The organism is Streptomyces avicenniae, assembly GCF_000719135.1.
In the GTDB taxonomy this organism is placed as follows: domain Bacteria; phylum Actinomycetota; class Actinomycetes; order Streptomycetales; family Streptomycetaceae; genus Streptomyces; species Streptomyces avicenniae.
In genome coordinates, this window is record NZ_JOEK01000008.1 from 141,622 (window position 1) to 165,114 (window position 23,493).

24 protein-coding genes are annotated in these 23,493 nt (G+C 72.6%); 11 read left to right on the forward strand and 13 right to left on the reverse strand.

Going from position 1 to position 23,493, the window contains the following annotated elements:
• Positions 1–13 precede the first annotated feature (13 nt).
• From urtE to IF27_RS14510, 6 genes are all read right to left on the reverse strand, one after another.
• Complete coding sequence (urtE, locus tag IF27_RS14485; protein ID WP_052849981.1) at positions 14–703, reverse strand: urea ABC transporter ATP-binding subunit UrtE; 690 nt, start codon at positions 701–703, stop codon at positions 14–16.
• Entirely contained in the window at positions 703–1,500 is a 798-nt protein-coding gene (gene urtD, locus IF27_RS14490) for an urea ABC transporter ATP-binding protein UrtD (RefSeq protein ID WP_052849982.1), read from the reverse strand. Before urtD ends, urtE begins: the two co-directional genes overlap by 1 nt.
• The gene (gene urtC, locus IF27_RS14495; protein WP_052849983.1) at positions 1,497–2,558 is read right to left on the reverse strand and encodes an urea ABC transporter permease subunit UrtC; all 1,062 of its coding nucleotides are present in this window, start codon (positions 2,556–2,558) and stop codon (positions 1,497–1,499) included. Before urtC ends, urtD begins: the two co-directional genes overlap by 4 nt.
• Positions 2,555–3,451: an urea ABC transporter permease subunit UrtB gene (urtB, locus tag IF27_RS14500; RefSeq protein WP_052849984.1), complete on the reverse strand. Its 897-nt coding sequence runs from the start codon at positions 3,449–3,451 to the stop codon at positions 2,555–2,557. Before urtB ends, urtC begins: the two co-directional genes overlap by 4 nt.
• A gap of 1 nt (position 3,452) precedes the next feature.
• Positions 3,453–4,712 carry an urea ABC transporter substrate-binding protein gene (urtA, locus tag IF27_RS14505; RefSeq protein ID WP_110945890.1) on the reverse strand — a complete coding sequence of 420 codons (1,260 nt, stop codon included), beginning with the start codon at positions 4,710–4,712 and terminating at the stop codon, positions 3,453–3,455.
• A gap of 164 nt (positions 4,713–4,876) precedes the next feature.
• Entirely contained in the window at positions 4,877–5,977 is a 1,101-nt protein-coding gene (locus IF27_RS14510) for a substrate-binding domain-containing protein (protein ID WP_052849985.1), read from the reverse strand.
• Positions 5,978–6,030: 53 nt separating this feature from the next.
• On the opposite strand from IF27_RS14510, the gene IF27_RS14515 reads away from it, so the two are divergent.
• The 8 genes from IF27_RS14515 to IF27_RS14550 all read left to right on the forward strand — a co-directional run bounded on the left by IF27_RS14515 (position 6,031) and on the right by IF27_RS14550 (position 14,095).
• Complete coding sequence (locus IF27_RS14515; protein WP_052849986.1) at positions 6,031–6,495, forward strand: MarR family winged helix-turn-helix transcriptional regulator; 465 nt, start codon at positions 6,031–6,033, stop codon at positions 6,493–6,495.
• Between the two features lie 60 nt (positions 6,496–6,555).
• Positions 6,556–7,014 (forward strand): hypothetical protein, encoded by a 459-nt coding sequence (locus IF27_RS14520; protein WP_052849987.1) that lies wholly within the window; start codon positions 6,556–6,558, stop codon positions 7,012–7,014.
• Between the two features lie 22 nt (positions 7,015–7,036).
• Entirely contained in the window at positions 7,037–9,343 is a 2,307-nt protein-coding gene (locus IF27_RS14525) for a DUF6571 family protein (RefSeq protein ID WP_052849988.1), read from the forward strand.
• Between the two features lie 9 nt (positions 9,344–9,352).
• Complete coding sequence (locus IF27_RS31085; protein WP_190232959.1) at positions 9,353–9,997, forward strand: hypothetical protein; 645 nt, start codon at positions 9,353–9,355, stop codon at positions 9,995–9,997.
• On the forward strand, positions 9,994–10,686 hold the full coding sequence (locus tag IF27_RS31090; protein WP_190232960.1) for a hypothetical protein: 693 nt from the start codon (positions 9,994–9,996) through the stop codon (positions 10,684–10,686). Before IF27_RS31085 ends, IF27_RS31090 begins: the two co-directional genes overlap by 4 nt.
• Complete coding sequence (locus IF27_RS14540; protein ID WP_052849991.1) at positions 10,683–11,321, forward strand: hypothetical protein; 639 nt, start codon at positions 10,683–10,685, stop codon at positions 11,319–11,321. The genes IF27_RS31090 and IF27_RS14540 overlap by 4 nt, the downstream gene beginning before the upstream one ends.
• A gap of 90 nt (positions 11,322–11,411) precedes the next feature.
• On the forward strand, positions 11,412–12,107 hold the full coding sequence (locus IF27_RS14545; RefSeq protein WP_052849992.1) for a hypothetical protein: 696 nt from the start codon (positions 11,412–11,414) through the stop codon (positions 12,105–12,107).
• 284 nt (positions 12,108–12,391) lie between these two features.
• Positions 12,392–14,095: a BCCT family transporter gene (locus IF27_RS14550; protein WP_052850094.1), complete on the forward strand. Its 1,704-nt coding sequence runs from the start codon at positions 12,392–12,394 to the stop codon at positions 14,093–14,095.
• Positions 14,096–14,179: 84 nt separating this feature from the next.
• Here the strand turns inward: IF27_RS14550 and solA are convergent, their stop codons facing one another.
• From solA to IF27_RS14585, 7 genes are all read right to left on the reverse strand, one after another.
• The gene (gene solA, locus IF27_RS14555; RefSeq protein WP_052849993.1) at positions 14,180–15,340 is read right to left on the reverse strand and encodes an N-methyl-L-tryptophan oxidase; all 1,161 of its coding nucleotides are present in this window, start codon (positions 15,338–15,340) and stop codon (positions 14,180–14,182) included.
• Between the two features lie 70 nt (positions 15,341–15,410).
• Positions 15,411–17,063: an FAD-binding dehydrogenase gene (locus IF27_RS14560; RefSeq protein ID WP_052849994.1), complete on the reverse strand. Its 1,653-nt coding sequence runs from the start codon at positions 17,061–17,063 to the stop codon at positions 15,411–15,413.
• Between the two features lie 67 nt (positions 17,064–17,130).
• Positions 17,131–18,015, reverse strand: a complete 885-nt coding sequence (locus tag IF27_RS14565) for a 5-oxoprolinase subunit C family protein (protein WP_052849995.1) — start codon at positions 18,013–18,015, stop codon at positions 17,131–17,133.
• Positions 18,012–18,635 (reverse strand): 5-oxoprolinase subunit PxpB, encoded by a 624-nt coding sequence (gene pxpB / locus IF27_RS14570; RefSeq protein WP_052849996.1) that lies wholly within the window; start codon positions 18,633–18,635, stop codon positions 18,012–18,014. The genes IF27_RS14565 and pxpB overlap by 4 nt, the downstream gene beginning before the upstream one ends.
• Positions 18,632–19,411 carry a LamB/YcsF family protein gene (locus IF27_RS14575; protein ID WP_052849997.1) on the reverse strand — a complete coding sequence of 260 codons (780 nt, stop codon included), beginning with the start codon at positions 19,409–19,411 and terminating at the stop codon, positions 18,632–18,634. Before IF27_RS14575 ends, pxpB begins: the two co-directional genes overlap by 4 nt.
• 69 nt (positions 19,412–19,480) lie before the next feature.
• The gene (locus IF27_RS14580; protein WP_052849998.1) at positions 19,481–20,737 is read right to left on the reverse strand and encodes an SLC13 family permease; all 1,257 of its coding nucleotides are present in this window, start codon (positions 20,735–20,737) and stop codon (positions 19,481–19,483) included.
• A gap of 136 nt (positions 20,738–20,873) precedes the next feature.
• On the reverse strand, positions 20,874–21,773 hold the full coding sequence (locus tag IF27_RS14585; RefSeq protein ID WP_190232961.1) for a hypothetical protein: 900 nt from the start codon (positions 21,771–21,773) through the stop codon (positions 20,874–20,876).
• A gap of 206 nt (positions 21,774–21,979) precedes the next feature.
• Between IF27_RS14585 and IF27_RS14590 the strand changes: the two genes are divergently transcribed.
• The 3 genes from IF27_RS14590 to IF27_RS14600 are packed head-to-tail and all read left to right on the forward strand — an operon-like array spanning position 21,980 to position 23,191.
• Positions 21,980–22,369: a YidH family protein gene (locus IF27_RS14590; RefSeq protein WP_052850000.1), complete on the forward strand. Its 390-nt coding sequence runs from the start codon at positions 21,980–21,982 to the stop codon at positions 22,367–22,369.
• On the forward strand, positions 22,366–22,671 hold the full coding sequence (locus IF27_RS14595) for a DUF202 domain-containing protein (RefSeq protein ID WP_052850001.1): 306 nt from the start codon (positions 22,366–22,368) through the stop codon (positions 22,669–22,671). The genes IF27_RS14590 and IF27_RS14595 overlap by 4 nt, the downstream gene beginning before the upstream one ends.
• 58 nt (positions 22,672–22,729) lie before the next feature.
• Positions 22,730–23,191, forward strand: a complete 462-nt coding sequence (locus IF27_RS14600; protein ID WP_052850002.1) for a MaoC family dehydratase — start codon at positions 22,730–22,732, stop codon at positions 23,189–23,191.
• Positions 23,192–23,493: the final 302 nt, after the last annotated feature.

Consider the following 23,493-nt stretch of genomic DNA (forward strand, 5'->3'; position numbering starts at 1 on the left):
GGCCGGGGGCGGCTCACACGCTCAGCGCCTCCCTGACCGCGCGCTCCGCCCCCTCGCCCCGGCTGCCCGAGGAGGTGACCCGGCCCGCCTCCAGCACGTAGTACCGCTCGGCGGCGCGCAGCGCGAACGCGACGTGCTGCTCGACCAGCAGCACCGAGAGACCCGACGCGCCGAGGCCGAGGACCGTCTCCTGGATCTCCGCGACGACGGACGGCTGGATGCCCTCGGTCGGCTCGTCGAGCAGCAGCAGCCGCGGCCGGGTGATCAGGGCGCGGGCGATGGCGAGTTGCTGGCGCTGGCCGCCGGAGAGCAGCCCGGCGCGGCGGGCGGTGACGGCGCGCAGCGCGGGGAAGCGGTCCAGCGCCTCGTCCACGGCGGCGCGCGCGTCGCGCCGCCCGTCGGCGACGAGCCGCAGGTTCTCCAGCGCGGTGAGCTGCGGGAAGCTCTGCTGCCCCTGCGGCACGTACGCGAGGCCGCGCCGTACCCGCCGGTGCGCGGGCAGCCGCGTGATGTCCTCGCCCTGGAACAGGACGGTGCCCGCGCGGGGCCGCAGCAGGCCGAGGACGGCGCGCAGCAGCGTGGACTTGCCCGCGCCGTTGTGCCCGAGGACGGCCGCGACGCCGTCGCCCGGCACGGCGAGCGACACGTCGTGCAGGACGGTCGTGCGGCCGTATCCGGCGGTCAGGCCGGTGATCTCCAGCATCAGTCCTCTCCTCCCGCGCTTCCCCCGGCGGGTGCCGCGACGGGCTCGCCGGGGCTGTGGCCGAGATAGACCTCCTGGACGCGTGGGTCGGCCTGCACGTCGGCCACCGACCCCTCGCTGAGCACACGGCCCGCGTGCAGCACGGTGACGCTGCTGGCGAAGGTGCGCATGAAGTCCATGTCGTGCTCGATGACGACGACCGTGCGGTCCTCGGCGATGCGGCGCAACAGGCCTCCGGTCTCGGCCCGTTCGTCGTGACTCATGCCCGCGACCGGCTCGTCGAGCAGCAGGAGCTGCACGTCCTGGACGAGCAGCATGCCGATCTCCAGCCACTGGCGGCGGCCGTGCGCGAGCGTCCCGGCGAGGTCGCCCCGCCGGTCGGTGAGCCCGATCGTCTCCAGCGCGCGGGCGACGGCGTCCGGCACGCCCTTGCGGCGCCGCAGCAACGCCGCGGGGGACCGTCCGGCGCCCGCCGCGATGTCGAGGTTCTGGAGGACCGTGAGGTTCTCGAAGACGGTCGCGGTCTGGAAGGTGCGGCCGATCCCGAGGCGGACGATGCGGTGCACGGGGCGCCCGAGCAGTTCGGTGCCGCCGAACTCGACGGAGCCGGTCGCGGGCACGAGTCCTGTGACGGCGTCCACGAGCGTGGTCTTGCCCGCGCCGTTGGGTCCGATGAGGAAGCGCAGGTCGCCGGGGCCGACGGTGAGGCTGACGCCGTCCACGGCGGTGAAACCGTCGAAGGAGACACGCAGGTCGGTGATCCGCAGGCCCTTCAGCGGCTCGTCGGGGGTCGTCATGCGGGCACCTCCGCCACGCGCGGGCCGCGGCGGGCGAGCAGCCGCCGCAGCGAGACGAGTCCGCCGGGCAGGAACGCCACGACGGCGATGAACAGTCCGGCCTGGAAGTACGTCCAGGCCGCCGGGAACTCCTCGGACAGCGTGGTCTGCGCCCAGGCGACCGCGACGGCCCCGATGACGGCGCCCGCGACGCTGGCCCGGCCGCCGATGGCGGCGCCGATGACGAACTGGATGGACGGCACGATCCCGATGAGCGCCGGGGAGATGATCCCCACGGCCGGGACGAACAGGGCGCCCGCGATGCCCGCGGTCCCGGCGGACAGGACGTAGGCCACCAGTTTGACGAGCGCGGGGTCGTAGCCGAGGAAGCGGACCCGTTCCTCCGAGTCCCGCACGGCGACGAGTAGTTCGCCGTAGCGACTGAGGAAGAGCTGCCGGACGCCGATCATGAGGAGCAGCAGGACGGCGGCGATGAGGAAGTAGACGGTGCGCCGGTTCACCGGGTCGAGGAGGGAGAAGCCGAAGAAGCCCTGGAAGTTGGTCAGCCCGTTGGTGCCGCCGGTCGTGGCCTGCTGGCCGACGAGGAGGATGGCGAACGCGGCGGCCAGCGCCTGGCTGAGGATGGCGAAGTACGCGCCGCGCACCCGGCGGCGGAAGACCGCGTACCCGATGAGCGCGGCCAGCCCCATCGGCAGGACGAGGACGGCGGCGAGCGCCACGGCCGGGGAGCGGAACGGCTCCCACCACCAGGGGAGTTCGCTCGTGTCGCCGTACAGCAGCATGAAGTCGGGGAGCTGTCCCGCGCCCGCGTCGGTGAGCTTGAGGTGCATGGCCATGGCGTAGCCGCCGAGGCCGAAGAACAGGCCCTGGCCCAGGGTCAGCATGCCGCCGCGGCCCCAGGCGAGCGCGATGCCGACCGCGACGATCGCGAAGCACAGGTAGCGGGCGAGCTGCCCGAGCCTGAAGTCGCTGAGCAGCGCCGGGGCGACGGCGAACAGGAGGAGGGCGCCGAGCGCGTAACCGGCGGGCGCGCGCCAGCGGGTGAGTGTGGAGGTCATGCCAGGCTCCGGGTCCGCAGGGTGTGGATGCCTTGGGGGCGCCACTGGAGGAAGGCCACGATGGCGATCAGGACGGTGACGCGCGCGACGCTGACCGTCGTCGAGTACTCCATCACCGCCTGGAGCACGCCGAGCGCGAACGCGGCGACGACCGCGCCCCGCAGCCGTCCGATGCCGCCGACGACGATCACGAGGAACGCGTCGATGATGATGTTCGTGCCCATGGTGGGGCCGATCGGCCCCACCAGCGTCAGGGCGACACCGGCGAGGCCCGCGAGGCCGGAGCCGAGGAAGAACGTGAGCCGGTCCACGCGGCCGGTCGCGATGCCCGACGCCTCGGCGAGGTCGCGGTGCTGGACGACGGCCCGCATGCGGCGGCCCAGCGGGGTGCGGCGCAGCGTCAGCGTGAGGGCCGCGACGGCGGCGACGGCGAGGCCGAGGATGAACAGCCTGCTGTACGCCAGCGTCAGCGGGTCCTCGCCGCCGATCAGGGTGAGCCGCCCTGACAGCCAGTCGGGCGAGGAGGTGTGGACGTTCGGCGCGCCGAAGACGTCCCTGGCCAGCTGCTGGAGCATCAGGGAGACGCCCCACGTGACCAGCAGCGTGTCCAGCGGGCGGGCGTACAGGCGGCGGATGAGCAGCCATTCGAGGAGCGCCCCCATGGCCCCGGCGACCAGGAAGGCCACCGGGAGCGCGAGGAGCAGCGAGACGCCCGCGTCGGAGATCGGGCCCTGGAGCATGTAGACCGTGTAGGCGCCCGCCATGATGAACTCGCCGTGCGCCATGTTGATCACGCCCATCTGCCCGAAGGTCAGGGACAGGCCGAGGGCGATGAGCAGCAGGACGGCGCCGATGCTGATCCCGGTGAACGACTGGCTGAGGTAGACCGTCATGTCAGGACAGGCCCTCGGCCCAGGGGTAGGTCTCCAGGTAGGGGTCGGGGCGTATCGGCTCGCCCGAGGACCAGACCTCGGTGATCGCGCCGTCAGCGCCGATGCGGCCGATGCGGCTGGTCTTGAACAGGTGCTGGGTGTCGCCGTCCACGGTGACGGTGCCCTCGGGGGCGTCGAAGGTGATGCCGTCGGCGGCGGCGCGTACGTCCTCCACCTCGAAGGAACCGGCCTCCTCGACCATCGCGGCCCACAGGTAGACCGACGTGTAGGCGGCCTCCATGGGGTCGGAGGTCGGGCGGTCCTCGCCGTAGCGGTCCTGGAACGCCTGGACGAAGCTCTCGTTGGCCGCGCCCTCGGTCGTCTGGTAGTAGTTCCAGGCGGTGAGCTGGCCCGCCAGGTACTCGGCGCCGATGCCCGCGACCTCCTCCTCGGCGATGGAGACGGACAGGACGGGCATCGTCTCGGCGGTCAGGCCGGTCGCGGCGTACTCGCGGAAGAAGGAGACGTTGCTGTCGCCGTTCAGGGTGTTGAAGACGGCGTCGGCGCCCGAGTCCTCGACCTTGGTGGCGATCGTCGCGAACTCGGTGGAGCCGAGCGGCGCGTAGTCCTCGCCGACGATCTCGATGCCGTGCTCCTCGGCGTACGCGGTGATGATGCGGTTCGCGGTGCGCGGGAAGACGTAGTCGCTGCCGACGAGGTAGAGCGACTCGACGTCCTCCTCCTCGCGCAGGTAGTCGAGGGCCGGGATGATCTGCTGGTTGGTCGTCGCGCCGGTGTAGAAGATGTTGGGCGACTGCTCCAGGCCCTCGTACTGGACCGGGTAGAAGAGGAGCGAGCCGTTCTGCTCGAACACCGGCAGCACGGCCTTGCGGCTGGCCGACGTCCAGCAGCCGAAGACGGCGGCGACGCCGTCCTGCTGGATCAGCTTCTCCGACTTCTCGGCGAACGTCGGCCAGTCGGAGGCGCCGTCCTCGCTGATCGGCTCGATCTGCCTGCCGAGGACGCCGCCGTCCGCGTTGATCTCCTCGATGGCGAGGAGCAGCGCGTCGCGGACGGTGACCTCGCTGATGGCCATCGTGCCGGAGAGGGAGTTGAGCAGACCGACCTTGATCGTGTCGCCCGACGTGTCCACCTCGGCGGCCTGGCTGCCGGAGGCCGGTTCCTCGCCGGTGCGGGCGCCGCAGGCGGCGAGGGACATCACGGTGAGCGCCGTCACGGCGGCGGCGAACAGGCGGTGGCGCTGTCCACGGATTCTGGGCATGTCCGTCCTCCATGTCCCGCCCTGGGGCGGGGTAAGGGGAAGGTGACACCGGGCCGCGTCGCCCGGCCTGAACATGCCACAGCCTCAACAGACATGATTTCTCCGGGATTTCTCAACAGTTAACACTTCCGCCCGGAAGGACATGCCGGTCCGTGGACGCCCCGTCAGCCCGGCCGGACGCTCCACGCGTCGAGGTCGGCCGTCACATGGAAGTCGAGACCGTCGGCCTCGGCGAGGTAGATGCGCTGCCGCACGTGCCGCCCGCTCAGGCGCAGTACGCCGCGCGCGCCCTCGTAACTCACGCGCTGGGCGGCCCGTTCGATGGCCGGGACGTGCCAGGAACCGGCCTGGCCGACGAGCGCGGCGAGCAGGAGCACCCCCTCGTAGCACGACTCCCCCAGGGTGCTCGGGGCGGGCGAGCCGGGGCCGAAGCGGGCGGCGTAGCGGCCGTGGAAGTCGAGCGTGTCGGCGGTGGCGAGCGAGCCGAAGAAGCCCGCCGTCGCGGTGAGGCCCCGGGTGGCGTCGGGGCCGCTGGCGAGCAGCATGTTCTCGTCCATCAGGGTGCTCAGGCGCAGCGCGCGCCGGTCGAGCCCGGCGGCGGCGTAGGCCCGGTTGAAGCGGACGGCGTCGCTGCCGACGAGCAGCATGAGGACGGCGTCGCTGTCGTGCCGCTCGATGCGCCGCAGTGCGGGGGTGAAGTCGTGTGTGCCCAGGGGGAGATACGTCGTGCCGCAGATCCGGCCGCCGCTCTCGCGGGCGTAGACGTGGGCGGCGCGGGCCGTGTGGCGCGGCCAGACGTAGTCGTTGCCGACGATGTACCAGCGGCGCACGCGGTGCTCGGCCGCCAACAGCCGCATGGCGGGGCGCAGTTGCCCGTCCGGGGTCTCGCTGGTGAGGTAGACGCCCGGCGTGGTCTCACCGCCCTCGTACAGCGCCGTATACACATAGGGCACACGGCCCGCGAGGCGCGGCGCGACCGCGCGGCGCACCGACGAGATGTGCCAGCCGGTGACGGCCCGCACGATGCCCGCGTCCACCAGCGCGGCGACCTCCTCGGCCACGCGCTGCGGCGGGGCGCCGCCGTCCACCGTGACCAGCCGCATCTCCCGGCCCAGCACGCCGCCCGCCGCGTTCACCTCGTCGGCGGCGAGCCGGGCGCACAGCTCGCAGGCCGGCCCGAAGATCCCGGCCGGGCCCTGGCGCGGCACGACCAGCGCGACGCCGAACGTGTCGGCGTCGGCGGCGAGCCACTGTCCGTCGGACATCGGCCCATCATCCCGGGTTTGTACGATGGTTGACCTGTCGCCCGAGGAGTGAGATGGCCGTACCGAGCGAGGAACGACCCGTGGACCTGGCCGCCGCGCTGACCCGGGCCGAGCGGCTGTCCGAGCGGCGGCTGCGCGCCGCCCTGGACGGCACCGGCTGCTCGACCGACGCGTGGCGCGTGCTGTCACTGCTCGCGGACGGGGACGGGCACGGCATGACGGCGATCGCCGCGTGCGTACTGCTGCCGCCGCCGACGCTGACCCGGCTGATGGACCAACTGGTGGACGACGGCCTGGTGCACCGGCGCGTGGACCCGATGGACCGGCGTCGCATCCTGGCGTACCTCACGCCACGCGGCCTCGACCTGTGGGGCGCGCTCGACCGGCGGGTGGCGGAGAGCTGGGCCGGGCTGCCGGGGGGCGGGGACGACGAACTGCTCGCCGCGCTGCTGAACCGGCTCGTGGCGCGTCTCGAGGACTCGGCTCCGGCGGGTGGCCGCGCTGTGCCGCTGCGGTGACGGTTACGATGTGCGCCGCACAGATGATCTGACGTCACACGAGCCCGGGGGGGCGTGAGGATGACCGACTTCGACGCGGAATGGGCCGGGATGCAGGCCGCCGCGCGTGAGCAGGTTGCGCAGCAGCAGGCGGCGGGCGGGGCGCGTACACGGCTCAACACGACCGGCGGCGGGGGCGGTTCCGGAGGCGCGGGCGTCGATCACGATGAGGAGGGGCTGCAGGACGTCGAGACCCACGCGATCGAGCTGGGCGACACCCTGTCCACGCACGGGCAGATGGCGGAGAACTCGACCCACGTGGCCGGAGTCCTCCTGCGCACGCCGGGGTTGGAGACGGGTCCGGCGCTGATCGAGCTGGTGGAACGCTGGGGGACCCAGTCCGAGGCGCTGCGCGACGCGTGCCTGACGATCAGCGGCCACATGCGGGAGACCATCCAGCGGATGGCGGACGTGGAACTCGACATCATCGGCGGCCTGAACGCCGCCGGCATGTCGCCCCACCGTCCGCAGGCGCGGTGAGCGCGGACGGGGGGCGCCACGGATGGCACGCGCGGGACTGACCGTCGAGACACTGCTCAACCTGCAGTTGGGCCAGGTGACGGGGGCTGTGACCGATTGGGAGTCGCAGGTCGCCAAGCTGGAGGAACTCGGCGAATGCGCCGCGAACATGGTCGGTGCGGCGCGGGCGGCGCGGTGGAGGGGCGAGAACGAGCGGGCGTCCGTCGCGTACATCGGGGAGACGTCCGGCCAGCTCGACGCGGCGCTCACCCAGGCCCGTACGATCGCCGCGCTCCTGCGGGACGGGCACGGCCGCCTCACGTCCTGCCGGGACGCGCTGCTCACCGTCATGGAGTCGGACGCGCCCGCCGCGCGGGTGCACGTGAGCACCTCGGGGGAGGTGACGGCCGACTACGACGGCCTCGACGGCGAGGACAGGCGGGCCCGACAGGATGCCGTGATGGAGATCGCCGCCCGTATCCAGGACGTCCTGCGGCGGACCGTGGAGGAGGACGCGCTGATCGCCCAGGCCGTGCGCGAGGCGATGGGCACCGACCCGTACCGCTTCAGCCCGGTCGCCTACGGCTCGATCGACGAGGTGAACACGGCGATCGAGGACGCGCGGACGGTGCTGGACCTCGCCGACCGGGGGCAGGAGCTGACGGACGCGGAACTGGCCGAACTGTCGCGCCTGCTCGCCGACCACGCCGACGACCCCGCCTTCGCCGAACGCATCGCGACCGGCCTCGGCCCCGAGGGCACGGTGACACTCTGGACGGACATCACGGGCTCCCGTTCCGTCGAAAGGGGCTCCGAGCTGTGGGACACGATGGCCACGCTCCAGACGAATCTGGGCAACACGCTGGGCCTGGCGACGCAGTCGGACTCCGATGCCATGGACGCTTGGGAGGAGTCCATGATCGCCCTGGGCCCCGAGCGTGTGGCAGGGGACGTGTACGAGCAGAGTGCCCACAACTTCCTGGTGATGAGCGCGCTCATGAACTCGGGGACGTACGACTCCGACTTCCTCCTCGCCTACGGTGACGCGCTGCTGGACTTCGAGCAGGCGGGCGACGGTACGGCCTACGACGTCTGGGACGCATACCCCGAGCCGGTGTTCAACTTTCCGGTCACCGAGGCGGACGCCGGGGATCTCGGCCGCGATCCGATGACCGGATTCCTGACCGCGCTCGGCAACAACCCCGACGCATCGACCCGGTTCTTCTCGCCACCGAGCGACTTCGTCCCGACGGACGCCCTGACCGAAGGCGCCGTCGATGCCGACACCGAGGGCGCGCAGGTGAACGAACGGCTGCATTACCTCACGACGGAGAGGGAATGGTGGCTCACCTCGGAAGACACGCTCATCGACATGAACGGTCTGACCGCGCACCCGGCCCTGGGTGAAGCTCTCCTCGCCGCCACGACGGGCCATCCGGCATCCGTGTACGCGAGCGGTGATCCCGAGGCGCTCGCCTCGCTGCCCGACAACCGGTCGCAGGAGACCGCGCAGATTACGTCCCAGGTGATGCATCTCTACGGCACGTTGGAACCCGGCCGTCTGGCGGAGCAACCAGCCCTCGCACCCGCCCTGGGGCAGATGACCGCCGCGTACATCAACGACGTGAACTACTGGCTCTCGGACCCTGCCGAACCCAATCGTGAGGTGAACGGCATCCTGTTCGAGGCTCCGTACGGTGAACGACTGTCGAACGGCTTCTTCGGCACCACCCGCTTCCTGAGTGAGGTCGCGCAAGTACCTGAATCTCACGAGATCGTGTCGCAGGCCGAATACCTTTACACGCTCGGCGTCATGAGCTCGCTGGACCTCGACAGCCTTGATGCGTTCGGGCAGGGAGTCACTGCGGTGGAGACGGCCACTACGGTCCGCGGACTACTGGATCAGTCCCTTGTGGATCGTCTTGCTGCTGAGCATGGAGCCGATTCGGAGGCGGCGCAACAAGGGCTGGCCGGAACTGCCGGGTGGACGAAGGCGGGGCTGGGAGCACTGGTCGGCGCTGGTACGGCGGCCTTGGCCATCAGCCTGACGGGTGGGGCAGCCGCAGTGGCCGTGCCACTGGCGGTAGGTGCCACCGTGCCTCTCATCAGTGAGTTCATGAACCAGGAAGTCGATGGGGCGCACCACTTCGAGGCTGACTCCCGTGCAAGACAACTGGATGAGCAGCAGTTCTTCGGAGCCGGAACGCAAGAAACCTCGAATTTGGTGAACCTTTTGACAGATGAAGGTGCCCAGCGAGGTCTCGCCATGGAGGACATGACCTTGCGAACCGGTGAGGCAGCAGACGCATACGTACGTGGCCAGGCGTTCGCGACAAACCATGGCAATTAGGAGATCTACATGAGTAGGACCTCTCAGTCCCTCGGCGCCGCGCTCGCGACAATCACTCTTCTCGGCGCGTGTTCCTCGTCCGAAGAACCGGAAGAGGGCCCGACTCCGTTGGAGCATCCACTTTCCGCCGAGGAGGTCTGTGGCGGCACGCTGGCTGCGTTCGGCGCCGAAGCCCTGGAATCGCTCAGCCATGGGGTCGAGTTCAGCGAGATGGTGAACGAACCGCGCGCGGAAGTGGGCGCATTCGCAGATGAGCTGCGCCGTCCACACGAAGGCACCTTCACGTTCTGCACGATCTACACCCCGGATTATGAAAGCTCGGGATTGGCGACGGTACGGTTTTCGTGGAGCCCCACCTCTGCGCCCACCTCCTCGCCCTCTCCGGTTTCCGGTGCGACCGCGAACTTCGCAGCAGGAAGAAGCGCTTGGACCGGCGAATCCTCAGCCTTCATGCTCTTCAGCTGCCCCGTTGCTGCCGATGAGGAACGCAGCGAACTTCTCAGCAGGTTGGATTTCATTCAGCCGGGTGCGTCGTACGAGCCTGACCTCATGATGGAGGTCCTCAACGCGATGACCGGTGCCGTCGCGGAAGAGCTGGGGTGCGCGGAAGAGGCGGGACTGCCGAGCGGTGCACCCCAGCGGATCGAGGGATGACCCCGCACGCACCGCGTTCCGTCGCGAGCGGCGGGTGGCGTCGTCTCGTTGTCGGCGTCGCCTCGTCGCTGTCCCTCCTGGCAACCGGATGCTCGTCCGGCGGCGAGGCGCCGGAGGAACTGACGGAGCGAGGTACACCTGCTCCACGACTTGAGCATCCGGTTCCCGCCGTCGAAGTCTGCGATGGGGCACTGTCCGATCAGGGTGCCGCAGCCTTGGAAAGCTTGAGTGGAGAGACTCAGTTCACCGACATGGAAGGCGAAGTGCCTCCAGAGATGACGGGCTTCACCGAGGAACTACGGCCGACCGGTGCCAACGCGGTCACTTTCTGCACGATCCGCACCCCCAGCGACATGGCCTTCCCGTTCGCGGTAGTACGTTTCTTGTGGATACCGACCTCCGAGGAACCCTCTGCGCCGATTCCCGATGCCACCGCCATCTACGCGGCGGGCTCCGAGGCATGGATCGTCGGGGACTCCGGGTTCATCGGATTTCCCTGCTCTGCTGGCGAGGTGGAGGAGTACGACCAGCTCGTCGGCTACCTGACCATCCGCCGGTCGGGCGGGATCACGGAGCCCGACCTCGTGATGGAAGTTCTCAATGCCATGGCGAGCGCCGTCGCGGAAGAGCTGGGGTGCGCGGAAGAGGCGGAACTGCCGAGCGGCGCACCCCAGCGGATCGAGGGATGACCCCGCACGCACCGCGTTCCGTCGCGAGAGGCGGGTGGCGTCGTCTCGTTCTCGGCGTCACCACGTCGCTGTCCCTCCTGGCAACCGCCTGCTCGTCCGGCGGCGAGGCGACCGAGGAACCGGCCGAGGAGTACGCGCGGGCGTCCGAACTCTGCGACGGAACCATCTCCCCGGAAGCCGGAGCAGCTCTCGAAGAGATCATGGGCACAAGCCAGTTCAGCGAGCCCGATCAATCCGACCTCGCCCGCACCCTTCGCGAGGCCGCCACAGCAGAGACGCAGTACACCGATTTCTGCGACCTCTACACACCGGGTGGCGAATCCTCTGATACACATCTGCAGCTCGGCATGAGCGACACTCCGATTACCAATACGCAGGACGACCCGCTCAGAGTCTTCTACGACGCCGGGCAACTCGCTTACGCAGCCCAGGCATCAGGAATTATCTCTTTCCCTTGCTCGAACGCTTCAGGCGGCTATGTGGTCGTCAATCTGTACACGTACGGGGACACCATGGCGACACGTGACGATCAGATACTCGTCGCCAACTCCGTCGCGCGGGCCGTGGCCGGGGAGTTGGGGTGTCTGGAGGAGGCGGGGCTGCCCGAGGGGATGCCGCGGCGGGTCGGCGGGTGAGGGGGGTGGGGCGCGATCTTCCGTCCGTGGGGGGTGGCCGCTAGGCTCCACGGTCAGGCTCCCCCGCCCCGTGGAGACTGAGGAGACGTCATGCCGAGCGTCATCGCCCGACCCGCGCGGATCGTCGCCTCGTTGGTCGTCCCCCTGCTCGTCGTCGCCGCGAGCGCCTGCTCGTCGGGCTCGGACTCCGGGGCGGACGCGGAAGCCGAGGAGACGCGGGAGAGCGTGGTCGCACCGTCGGAGACGGGGACGCCGCGTCCCCCGGGGGATCCGGTCTCGGCCTCCGAGATCTGTGACGGGACGCTCTCGCCCGAGGCGGGCGAGGCACTGCAACTGCTCACCGGGGCGACGGAGTTCAACGAACCGGCCGACGCCCCCGCCGCCGATCTGGCCGCCTACGCGGAGCGCCTCCCCACCTCCGAGGCGTACTACGACGACTTCTGCCACATCGGCGTGCCGGGCGGCGAGGAGCCGTTCGCCCGGATCGCCTTCGGCCTGCGGGAGACCGCGAACGCGCCGGAGGTGCCAGGCCCCATGGAGATCCGCTACACGGCCGGTGACTACGCGTACGCCACCAACGCCTCGGCGATCGTCGTCTTCCCCTGCGCGACGGCGGGCCCCGGCTGGGTCGAGGCGAACCTGTACACGAGCGAGGACTCCCCGGAGACCCGCGACGCGCAGATCACCCTCGCCACGTCCCTTTCCCGCGCCCTCGCCGACCACCTGGGCTGCCTGGACGACGCCGGGCTGCCCGAGGGTGTGCCCGAGCGAAGCCCCGAGAGCTGACCTCCCCCGGCGCCGACCGTCCCGGCGCCGCGCGCAGCGCCCTCCTCCCCACCCGTCCGGACGCCACGACTCCCCCGTCCGCGGCGCGGCCCGCCGTCACCCGGAGCTGCACAGTCCCTACGCTGTGCGATATCCGGAGGGAGGCGCGGGACGGAAGAGGCGGAAACTTGTTCGCATGCCTGGAGTGATCCGGGGTAGCCGCTGCGCATTAGTTCGTTTCCTTGTACAGCTATCCGGCTGACCTGGACAGAGAGAGAGGCACCAGCGTGCCAGGCGACAAGCAGATCCGGGGCCCCGCGCGACGGTCGTGGCGCCCGTCGTTCGCGGACGGGAAGACCGACCCGGTGGTCTTCGGGGTGACGGCGGCGGTCACGCTGGGATTCGTCCTGTGGGGCGCCGTCGGCACGGACTCCCTGGCGGACGCGTCCTCCAGCGCGCTGAACAGCGTGATCCACAACGCCGGGTGGGGCTTCGTCCTCGCCGCCTCCGCGTTCGTCGTGTTCGCCCTGTGGCTGGCGATCAGCCGGTACGGCCGAATCACGCTCGGCGCCGAGGGCGAGAAGCCGGAGTTCAGGACGGTGTCCTGGGTCGCGATGATGTTCAGCGCGGGCATGGGCATCGGCCTGATGTTCTACGGCGTGAACGAGCCGCTGAGCCACTTCACCACTCCCCCGCCCGGCACGTCGCCGCACGACGCGGGCGAGCGCATGTCCACGGCCATGGCGACGACGCTGTTCCACTGGACGCTCCACCCCTGGGCGATCTACGCCGTGGTCGGCATGGCGATCGCCTACAGCACCTACCGCCGCAACCGGCGGCAGACCATAAGCGCGGTCTTCACCCCGCTGATCGGCGAGCGGCACGCGAACGGCGCGGTCGGCCGCGTCATCGACATCCTGGCGATCTTCGCGACCCTCTTCGGCTCGGCGGCCTCGCTGGGCCTGGGCGCCCTCCAGATCGGCAGCGGCATCGAGGAGGTCGGCTGGCTGGACAACGTCGGCACGGGGCTGCTCGTCCTGCTGATCGCCGCGCTGACGACGGCGTTCATCGCCTCGGCGGTGTCCGGCGTCGCCAAGGGCATCCAGTGGCTGTCGAACATCAACATGGTGCTGGCCGGGGTGCTGGCCGTGTTCGTGTTCGTCGTCGGGCCGACCGTGCTGATGCTCGACCTGCTGCCGACGTCGATCGGCTCGTTCATCGACAGCCTGCCGGGGATGGCCGCGCGCAGCGAGGCCAGTGGGGGCGAGGACGTCGCCGGGTGGTTGTCGGGCTGGACGGTCTTCTACTGGGCGTGGTGGATCTCCTGGACGCCGTTCGTGGGCCTGTTCATCGCGCGGATCAGCCGGGGCCGGACGATCCGGCAGTTCGTCGGCGGCGTGATCCTGGTGCCGAGCGCGGTCAGCCTCGTCTGGTTCGTGATCTTCGGCGGGACGGCGATGCGGCTGGAGGAGCACGGCGCGGACCTGACCAGTCAGGCGACGCCGGAGGGGCAGCTGTTCGCGGTGCTGCGCGAGTACCCGATCGCGGGGGTGACGTCGGTCCTGGTGATGATCCTGGTCGGCATCTTCTTCGTCTCGGGCGCGGACGCGGCCTCGATCGTCATGGGCACGCTGTCGCAGCGCGGGACGCTGGAGCCGAGCCGGATGGTCGTCGTGTTCTGGGGTGTCCTGACCGGCGCGGTGGGCGCGGTGATGCTGCTGGTCGGCGGCGGGGAGTCCTCGGCGCTCGACGGGTTGCAGAACCTGACGATCCTGGCGGCCGTGCCGTTCGCGCTGGTGATGATCGGACTGTGTGTCGCGCTGATGCGTGACCTGCGGCGCGATCCGCTGATCGTGCGCGGGCAGCGTGGCGAGGAGGCCGTCGAGATGGCGGTCATCGCCGGGAACGACAAGTACGACGGGGACTTCGAGATCCGGATCGGTCCCGGCAACGGCGAGGGACCGGTCGCGGCGGCCGAGCCGCGGCCCGCACGGCCCGCGGGCGGCTGAGGCAGGGGCCCGGCGCGGGACCGCCGGTGCGTGCCGGGAGCGGCGCGCACCGGCGGTCGTGCGTGCGGGCGGCGCGCGGCGGGGTCAGGCGGGCCCGGGGGCGAAGCGGTCGGGGCGGAAGAGGTCGATCGGGTGCGCAGTGGCGCCGGTAAGGGCGAGGTCGGCCAGGATCTCCCCGACGACGGGCACGAACTTGAAGCCGTGGCCGGAGAAGCCGCAGGCCACGGTGACGGCCTGGTGCGCGGGGTGGGGGGCGATGACGAAGTGCTCGTCCGGCGTCGTCGTGTACATGCAGGTGACGGCGCGCAGGGCGCGGCCCGGGAGGGTGGGCAGGCGGGTGGACGCGTACGCGGCGAGGTGGGCGATCTCGTCGGGGCGCACCGTGCGGTCGATGGTCTCCGGGGTGCACTCCTCGCCCTTGCGGAAGGCGGCGATCTTGACGCCGCCCTCCGGGCCGTCGAGGGCGGGGAAGCCGTAGATCTGGGAGCCCTCCGGGTCCTCCCAGATGTAGACGGGGTGGCGCTCCGGCTCGTAGGGGCGCGTGCCGCCGGTGGGCGAGAACCAGTGCATGACCTGCCGCTCCACGGTGAACGGCACGCCGAGGTCCGGCAGTTGGCGCGGCGCCCAGGCGCCGGGGCAGAGCACGAGGTGCCCGGCGGTGTACGTGCCGCGCGCGGTGGTGACGCGGACGCCGCGGTCGCCGGGCAGGGCCTCCCAGGAGGTGGCGGGCTCGTGGAACCGCAGGTCGGCCCCGGCGGCGGTGGCCAGTTCGATCTGGGCGGCGACGGTCTGCTCGGGGCGCAGCAGCCCGGCGCGGGTCTCGTACAGGGCGATGTCGTCGTCGTGCGGGGCGAAGGTGGGGAAGCGGCGGCGGATCTCGGGGGCGTCGAGGATCTCGTGCGGGAGGTCCCAGGTCTCGGCCGAGTGGCGGCTGCCGGCGACGGTGCGGCTGTCGGGGCGGCCGATCATGAGGCCGCCGCAGAGGGTGGCGACCGTGCGGCCGGTGGCGCGCTCCAGGCGTTCGTACAGCTCGTAGCTGCGCAGGAGGAGCGGCACGTACGCGGCGCCCTCGAAGTAGGACTGCCGGGTGATGCGGGAGTCGCCGTGGCTCGATCCCTGGTCGTGGACCGGCCCGAACTTCTCCAGGCCGAGGACGCGGGCGCCGCGCGCCGCAAGGTGGTCGGCGGCGGCGCTGCCCATGCCTCCGACGCCGAGCACGATGACGTCGTACGGGGTGGCGGGCATGGCGGGGTTCCTCCGTGGATCAGGGCGGGTCGGGGTGGGTCGGGGTAGGTCGGGGGCTGTGCGGGACTTGTCAGCCGACGGCTTCCGCGGCGGCGCGGCCCGCGGCCCGGCCGGAGAAGAGACAGCCGCCGAGGAACGTGCCTTCGAGCGAGCGGTAGCCGTGCATGCCGCCACCGCCGAAGCCCGCGGCCTCGCCGGCCGCGTAGACGCCGGGGAGCGGGTCGCCCGTGTCGGTGAGGACGCGCGCGGACAGGTCGGTCTCCAGGCCGCCGAGCGACTTGCGCGTGAGGATGCCGAGGCGGACGGCGATGAGCGGCCCTGCGGCGGGATCGAGGAAGCGGTGCGGCGGGGCGACGCGGATCAGGCGGTCGCCGCGGTAGCGGCGGGCGGCGCGGACGGCGGCGAGCTGGAGGTCCTTGGCGAAGGGGTTGCGTATCTCGCGGTCGTGGTCCTCCAGGCGGCGGCGGAGCGCGGCCTCGTCGATGAGCGGCTTGCCGGTGAGGGCGTTCATGCCGCGGACGAGCGCGGACAGGTCGTGCTCGACGACGAAGTCGGGGCCGCGGTCCATGAACGCCTGGACGGGCGCGGGGGCGCCGGAGCGGGCGCGGCGCAGGACGTCGCGGACGCTCTTGCCCGTCAGGTCGGGGTTCTGCTCGGAGCCGGAGAGCGCGAACTCCTTCTCGATGATGCGGCGGGTGAGGACGAACCAGGTGTGGTCGTGTCCTGTGCGGGTGATGTGGGCGAGCGTGCCGAGGGTGTCGAAGCCGGGGAAGTAGGGGGCGGGCAGCCGTTCGCCGGTCGCGTCGAGCCACAGCGACGAGGGCCCGGGGAGGATGCGGATGCCGTGCCCGGCCCAGACGGGGTCCCAGTTGGTGATGCCCTCGGTGTAGTGCCACATGCGGTCGCGGTTGACGGCGCGGGCGCCCGCCGCCTCCGCGACGCCGATCATGCGGCCGTCCACGTGGGCGGGGACGCCGGACAGGAGGCGCGCGGGCGGGCGGCCGAGGCGCTCGGGCCAGTGGGCGCGGACGAGGTCCTGGTCGCCGCCGATGCCGCCCGAGGTGACGACGACCGCCTGGGCGCGCAGGCTGAACGCGCCGCTGACGTTCCGGTTGCTGGCGGCGCCCCGCCCGGCGGAGCTGGGGGCGAGGAGGTCGCCCGTGACGGTGTCCACGGCCCCTGCGGTGCGGGCGAGTCCGGTGACGCGGTGGCGGAAGCGGAGCTGGACGAGGCCGCGTTCGGCGGCGTCGCGGACGCGGCGTTCGAACGGCGCGAGGACGCCGGGGCCCGTGCCCCAGGTGATGTGGAAGCGCGGCACGGAGTTGCCGGGGCCCGTGGCGTCGCCGCCGCGCTCGGCCCAGCCGACGACGGGGAAGAACCGTACGCCCTGGCCGCGCAGCCAGGAACGTTTCTCCCCGGCCGCGAAATCGACGTAGCTCTCGGCCCAGCGGCGCGGCCAGTGGTCCTCCGCGCGGTCGAACCCTGCGGTGCCGAGCCAGTCCTGCCAGGCGAGGGCGTGGCTGTCGCGGACGCCGAGGCGGCGTTGTTCCGGGGAGCCGACGAGGAAGAGGCCGCCGAACGACCAGTGGGCCTGGCCGCCGAGCGACGCCTCGGGCTCCTGGTCGAGGAGGATGACGCGGCGGCCCGCGTCGGCGAGTTCGGCGGTGGCGACGAGACCGGCGAGCCCCGCGCCGATCACGATCACGTCGGCGTCGTACCCCATACCCGTCGTGCCTCCCGTGCCGCGCCGCAGATGTCGTGACCGATCCTCGGTGGCGCCGGGCGTGGCGTCAACGGCCGGGGTGTGTGGGGACGAAGCGGAGCGGGGTGCCGGGGGTGGCCTGCGCGGCGGCGGCGAGGGCGCGTTCCGGCACGACGCCGACGACGGGGTAGCCGCCGGTGGTGGGGTGGTCGGCGAGGAAGACGACGGGCAGGCCGTCGGGTGGGACCTGGACGGCGCCGGTGACCATCGGCTCGCTGGGCAGTTCGCCGTCACGGGCGCGGGTGAGGGCGGGGCCCTGCGTGCGCAGGCCCACGCGGTTGCTGTCGGCGGAGACGCGGTAGTGGCCGGTGGCGAGGGTGTGGGGGGCGTCGGGGGTGAGCCAGTCGTCGCGCGGCCCGAGGTGCAGGGGCAGGACGAGTTCGGCGGGCGGTGCGGGCTGGGGCACGGCGTCGGCGGGGGCGGGCGGCGCGGTGGGAGCGCCGAGGGGCAGGACGTCGCCGGGGGCGAGCGGAGCGGGGCCGAGGCCGGACAGCAGGTCGGTGGAGCGGCTGCCGAGGACGGGCGGGCGGGCGATGCCGCCGGAGAGGGCGACGTAGGCGCGGACGCCGCGCAGGGCGGGGCCCGCGTCGAGGACGGCTCCGGCGGGGACGGTGAACGGCGCGCCCCAGGGGGCGGGGCGTCCGTCGAGGGTGACGGGGCAGTGCGCGCCGGTGATCACGGCCGTGAGCGGTGCGTGGGCGCGCAGGGCGCAGCCGGTGAGGGTGGTCTCCAGGGTGGCGGCGTCGGGCGGGTTGCCGACGAGGCGGTTGGCGAGGAGGTGGGCGGGGGTGTCGAGGGCGCCGGAGCGGGGGACGCCGAGGTGGGCGAGCCCGGGGCGGCCGAGGTCCTGGACGGTGGTGAGGGCGCCGGGGCGTACGACGGTGCAGGCGCGGTCGGTCGTGCGGTCGGTCATGCGGCGGGCCCCACGGGGGTGAAGCGGACGCGGGTGCCGGGCGTCAGCAGGGCGGCGGGGTCGCGGTCGGGGTCCCACAGGACGGTGTCGGTGGTGCCGATGAGCTGCCAGCCGCCGGGCGACGCGCCGGGGTAGACGCCGGTGTAAGGGCCCGCGAGCGCGACGGACCCGGCGGGTACGGCGGTCCTGGGGGTCGCGCGGCGGGGCACGGCGCGGTCCTCGGGCAGGCCCGTGAGGTACGCGAAGCCGGGGGCGAAGCCGCAGAACGCGACGGTGAACTCGGTCGTGGCGTGGAGGTGGACGGCCTCGGCTGGCGGCACGCCCCACAGCGCGGCGACGTCGGCGAGGTCGGGCCCGTCGTAGCGGACGGGGATCTCGACGGCGCCGCTGGCCCCGGGCGTGAAGGGCGGGACGTCCCAGGTGGGCAGGGCGCGGGCGAGGGCCTGCGGGTCGGCGAGACCGTCGAGCAGGACGGTGCGCGCGGCGGGGACGATGTCGGTGACGGGCGGCAGCGTCCCGGCGGCGCGGCGGCGCAGGAGTTCGGCGTGGAGCGCGCGGGTGTGGGCGCCGGTGGGCAGTTCCACGAGGAGGGCGCGCTCGCCGAAGGGCAGGACGTTCACGCGAAGCGCTCCAGGGTGAGACCGGCGGCGGTGAGGGCGTCGCGGACGCGCCGGGCGAGGTGCTGGGCGTCGTCCGTGTCGCCGTGGAGGCAGAGGGAACGCGCGCGGACCTCCACCCGTTGTCCGTCACGGGAGGTGATCGCGTGGTCACGCGCGAGGGAGAGCGAGCGGAGGACGACCGTGTCGGGGTCGGTGACGACGGCGCCCCGCTCGCCGCGGGGGACGAGGGTGCCCTCGGCCGTGTAGGCGCGGTCGGCGAACGCCTCGGCGACGGTGGGGAGCCCGGCGGCGCGGGCCGCGTCGTGGATGCGGGAGCCCGGCAGGCCGAGGACGGGCAGGGGCGATCCGGCCAGCGTGATGCCCTCGACGACGGCCGCGGCCTGCCGCGCGTCGTGGACGACGCGGTTGTAGAGCGCGCCGTGCGGCTTGACGTAGGAGACGCGGGAACCGGCGGCGCGGGCGAAGAGGTCGAGGGCGCCGATCTGGTAGGCGACCTCGGCGGCCAGTTCCGCGTGCGGGACGTCCATGGCGCGGCGGCCGAACCCGGCGAGGTCGCGGTAGCCGACCTGCGCGCCGATGGCGACGCCGCGGGCGGCGGCGAGGTCGCAGACGCGGCGCATGGTGGCGGGGTCGCCCGCGTGGAAGCCGCAGGCGACGTTGGCGCTGGTGACGACGGTGAGCAGCGCGTCGTCGTCGGTGAGGTGCCAGCGGCCGAAGCCCTCGCCGAGGTCGGCGTTGAGGTCGATCGTCGGTCCTGTGCTGTCGTGCCGGGTCATGTCCCTCACCGTTCGCCGTGCCGGGGTCCGCCTGCGTCCATCATCGCGGGCCGGTCGGGCGGCGTGCCGTCAGGTGCCGATGAGGCGCAGCGAGATCCACAGCGCCAGGACGGCGAGCGCGAGGGAGGCGGGGACGGTGAGGAGGCCGAGGCGGGTGAACGTGCCGAGGCGGGCGTCCGTCCCGTGGCTCTGGAGGGTGCGGCGCCACAGGAGGGTGGCGAGCGATCCGGCGTAGGTGAGGTTGGGGCCGATGTTCACGCCGATGAGGACGGCGAGGACGGCGCCCGGGCCGACGGGGGCGGCGAGGGGGAGGAGGACGAGGACGGCGGGGAGGTTGTTGACGAGGTTGGCCAGCAGGGCGGCGAGCGCGGCGACGCCGAGGAGCGCGGGCAGGGACGTGCCGTGCGGGACGAGGTGGCCGAGCGCGTCGGCGAGCCCGTTGTCCATCACGGCGCGGACGACGACGCCGAGCGCCAGCACGAAGGCCAGGAACGGCACCCCCGCCGCGCGGTACAGCTCGCCGGGGGTCGTGCGACGGCGGGCGAGGGCGCGGACGGCGAGGACGGCGGCCCCCGCGGCGGCGGCCCAGACCGGTTCGAGCCCGAGGGCGGAGACGACGACGAAACCGGCGAGCGTGAGGACGACGGTGAGCAGCGCGAACAGCGGCATGCGGACCGGTTCCCGGTCGCCTGACGGGGCGGCGCGGACGGCGAGTTCTGTGGCGAAGAACCGGCGGGTGACGGCGTACTCGACGGCGATGGCGGCCAGCCAGGGCAGCGTCATCAGGGCGGCGAACCGGGCGAAGCCGAGGCCGCTGGCCGTGAAGGCGAGCAGGTTCGTCAGGTTGGAGACCGGCAGGAGGAGGGACGCGGTGTTGGAGAGGTGGGCGGTGGCGTAGACGTGCGGCTCGGGCCGTGTGCCGAGGCGTGCGGCGGTGGCGAGGACGACGGGGGTGAGCAGCACGACGGTGGCGTCCAGGCTGAGGACGGCCGTGACGAGGGACGCGGTGACGAAGACGTGCCCCAGCAGCCGGTGGGGGCGGCCCGCCGCCGTCCTCGCCATCCAGGCGCCGCAGGCCCGGAACAGGCCCTCGCCGTCGCAGAGCCTGGCGAGGACCAGCACGGCGGCGAGGAACCCGGCGACGGGCGCGAGGCGTTCCAGCTCCTCCCCCGCGTGCCCGGGGCTGACGGCGCCGGTGAGCACGACGAGCGCGGCGGCGGGCACGGCGACGACCGCCTCGGTCCAGCCGCGCGGCCGGAAGACCGCGCTCAGGAGCACGGCGGCGAGGAGGGCGATCGACAGGGTCTCGGCGAGTGCGGTGTTCAGCGGAGGGGTGGCCTTCGTGCGACGGTCGGGGCGGGCGCCCCGGAGACCGGCCGGGCACGTCGTCGGACGGGGGGCCGGTCATGGCGGCAGTCTGCCAGGCCGGGCGGCACCACGCCGATGCCGCCCGGCCCCCGGGTCAGGAGAGGGAGCCGGTCCAGCTCGGGGGGCCCGCCGTCTCGGTCCCGTACCAGACCTGGACCGTCAGCTCCGTGCCGTACTCGGCGGTGTCGATGCTGAACGCGGGGCTGAACTCCTTCGTCTCTCCGGGGGCGAGACGGCCGCCGAAGGGCTCGTACCCCTCGGCGAGGTGCAGGCCGTCGGCCTCACCGCCGGTGGTCGCACCGACCACGAACGGCTGGAAGAGGTCCAGCTCGATCGGCACCTCGGAGTCGTTCACGACGGTCACCTCGGCCCGGAACGGGGTGTGCCCCTCGGTGACCTCGACCAGGTCGCCGAGGCTCTCGGCCGTGACCTCCGTGAGGGACGCGACGGTCATGGAGATGCCGTCGTCCCAGGTGTGGGTCTCCCCCACCGCGAGTTCGGACGAGGCGGGGACCGACCCCACCCCTTCGTCCAGCTCCCCCTCGCAGGAGTTGTCGTGCCATGCACCCTCCTCCCACACCCAGTCGAGGGTGTCGATCACCGGGGTCCCGGCGAGCGAGGTGTCGGTCGTGATGGCGCGCACCCGGGCGCTCGTGCCGTCGAACTCCTCGATCTCGACCTCCTGGAGGGTCGGCGGCTCGTCGAAGTCCTCCATGAGCACCAGGAAAGCCTCGACCTCCTCGACCGATGTCAGCTCACGGCAGGCGGCGGACTGGGCCGCGTGGACGGACGCGGCGTCGGCTGACGTCATCGCGGCGAAGCTGTCCTCGACGGCCTGCCGCAGTTGTTCCTCGGTGCCGGAGGAGGCCGTCGGCTGCTCGGAGGCAGCGGCGGCGTCACCGTCGTCGCCGTCCGATCCGCACGCGGTGGCGGACAGGGCGAGAAGAGTGGCGACGGCGGTCAGTGCGCCCCGGCGGGCACGGGTCGTTGTCATGATCACAAGCCTGGGGCACCGCCGGATGCCGTAATGACCATGTGCCTTTTCCGTGATGACGACAGGGCGAGAGTTCGATGGGTGTTCTCCGGAGATTCCCGTGCTCTTGCGGTGCGCGGGGTGGACGGGGGCGGGAGGCGCGTGATGGGCGCCCTCGCGGAGCACGCCGGTGGGCCGGTCGGGCGCCCCCGACATAGGCTCGTCGCATGATCAGACAGGCCAGGGACGCGGTGCGGCTGTGGTTCTCGCCGCACCGCGTGCGGGCCGAGGGCACCGTGCCCGACTACCGGTTCAGCCTGGCGAACGAACGTACGATGCTCGCCTGGCTGCGCACCGGGCTCGCGCTGCTCGCGGGCGGGATCGCCGTGGACCAGTTCCTCACCGACCTGCCCGGCCCGTTCCGCGCCGCCGTCGCCGTCGTGCTGCTCGCGGCGGGCGGGCTGTGCGCGATCCGCGCCGTCAACCACTGGGTCCGCGTCGAGCAGGCCATGCGCCGCGGCGAGGACCTGCCAGCCGGGCGGTTCCCCGCGCTCCTGGCGGTGACGACGGCGCTGGCCGCGGTCGCCGTGATCGTGGCCGTGCTGGTCGGCGGATGACGGCCACCGCGCCGCACGGGGCGCAGCCGGAGCGCACCGGGCTCGCGTGGCGGCGTACGACGCTGGCGTTCGCCGTGGTCGTCGTGCTGGCGGTGCGGGAGGGCGCGCGGACGGGCCGGGGCTGGGCGGCGGTGGCCGTGGGCGCGGCGTTGTGGGTGGGCTTCCTCGTGCTGGCGCACCGTCGGCTGCTGGTCCTGGCGGGGCGGCGACCGCCCGCGCCGTCCGCCGCGACGGTCGCCGGGGCCGCGTGCGCGATGCTCGGGACGGCGGTGTGCGCCGTCGTCCTGGTGACCGGCGGCTGAGCGGACGGCGTACGGCCCGCGCCTGTTCCCCTGCCCTGCGCGGCGGTAGCGTGGCGGGATGGCGGAGCCCCGGATCTTCGCGTCGCCCGCCGACCTGCGGGCGGCGGTCGGCGAGCGTCTCGGCACCAGCGACTGGCTCGACGTCGGCCAGGACAGGATCGACCGCTTCGCGGCGGCGACAGGTGACCACCAGTGGCTGCACGTGGACCCGGTCCGCGCCGCCGCCGGTCCTTTCGGCACGACCATCGCGCACGGCTACCTGACGCTGGCGCTGCTGCCCGCGCTCGTCCCCGGCCTGCTGCACGTCGCGGGCGCGCGGATGGCCGTCAACTACGGCGTGAACAGGGTGCGTTTCCCCGCGCCGCTGCCCGCGGGGTCCCGCGTGCGGGCCACCGGGCGGATCGCGGAGGTGGGCGACGTGCCCGGCGGCGTGCAGCTCACGCTGGCGGTGACGGTGGAGCGCGACGGCGGCGAGCGGCCCGTCTGCGCCGCCGAGACCGTCACCCGCTACTACCTCTGAGCCGCCCCCCTCACCGGCACGGCGCGCGCGGGCGGGACGGACGGCCGGACGGTGACGGGCGTGCCGGGCGGGACGGCCGCGGCGCGCCCGTCCGTCAGGACGCGCGCACGGGACGGCGCGTGCGCCGTGTGCGCCGGGATGTGCGGGGGAAAAACAACTGCCGCGTACGCGGAGGGATCATTCATGTACTCACCGTCAACGAACCGGCTACTTCATGCCACTTGACATGACGAAATACCGAAAAAGCAACCCGATGGTGTGATGTCGGGGCGGGGTCGGCGGCCGGAACGCACCCGTGCGCC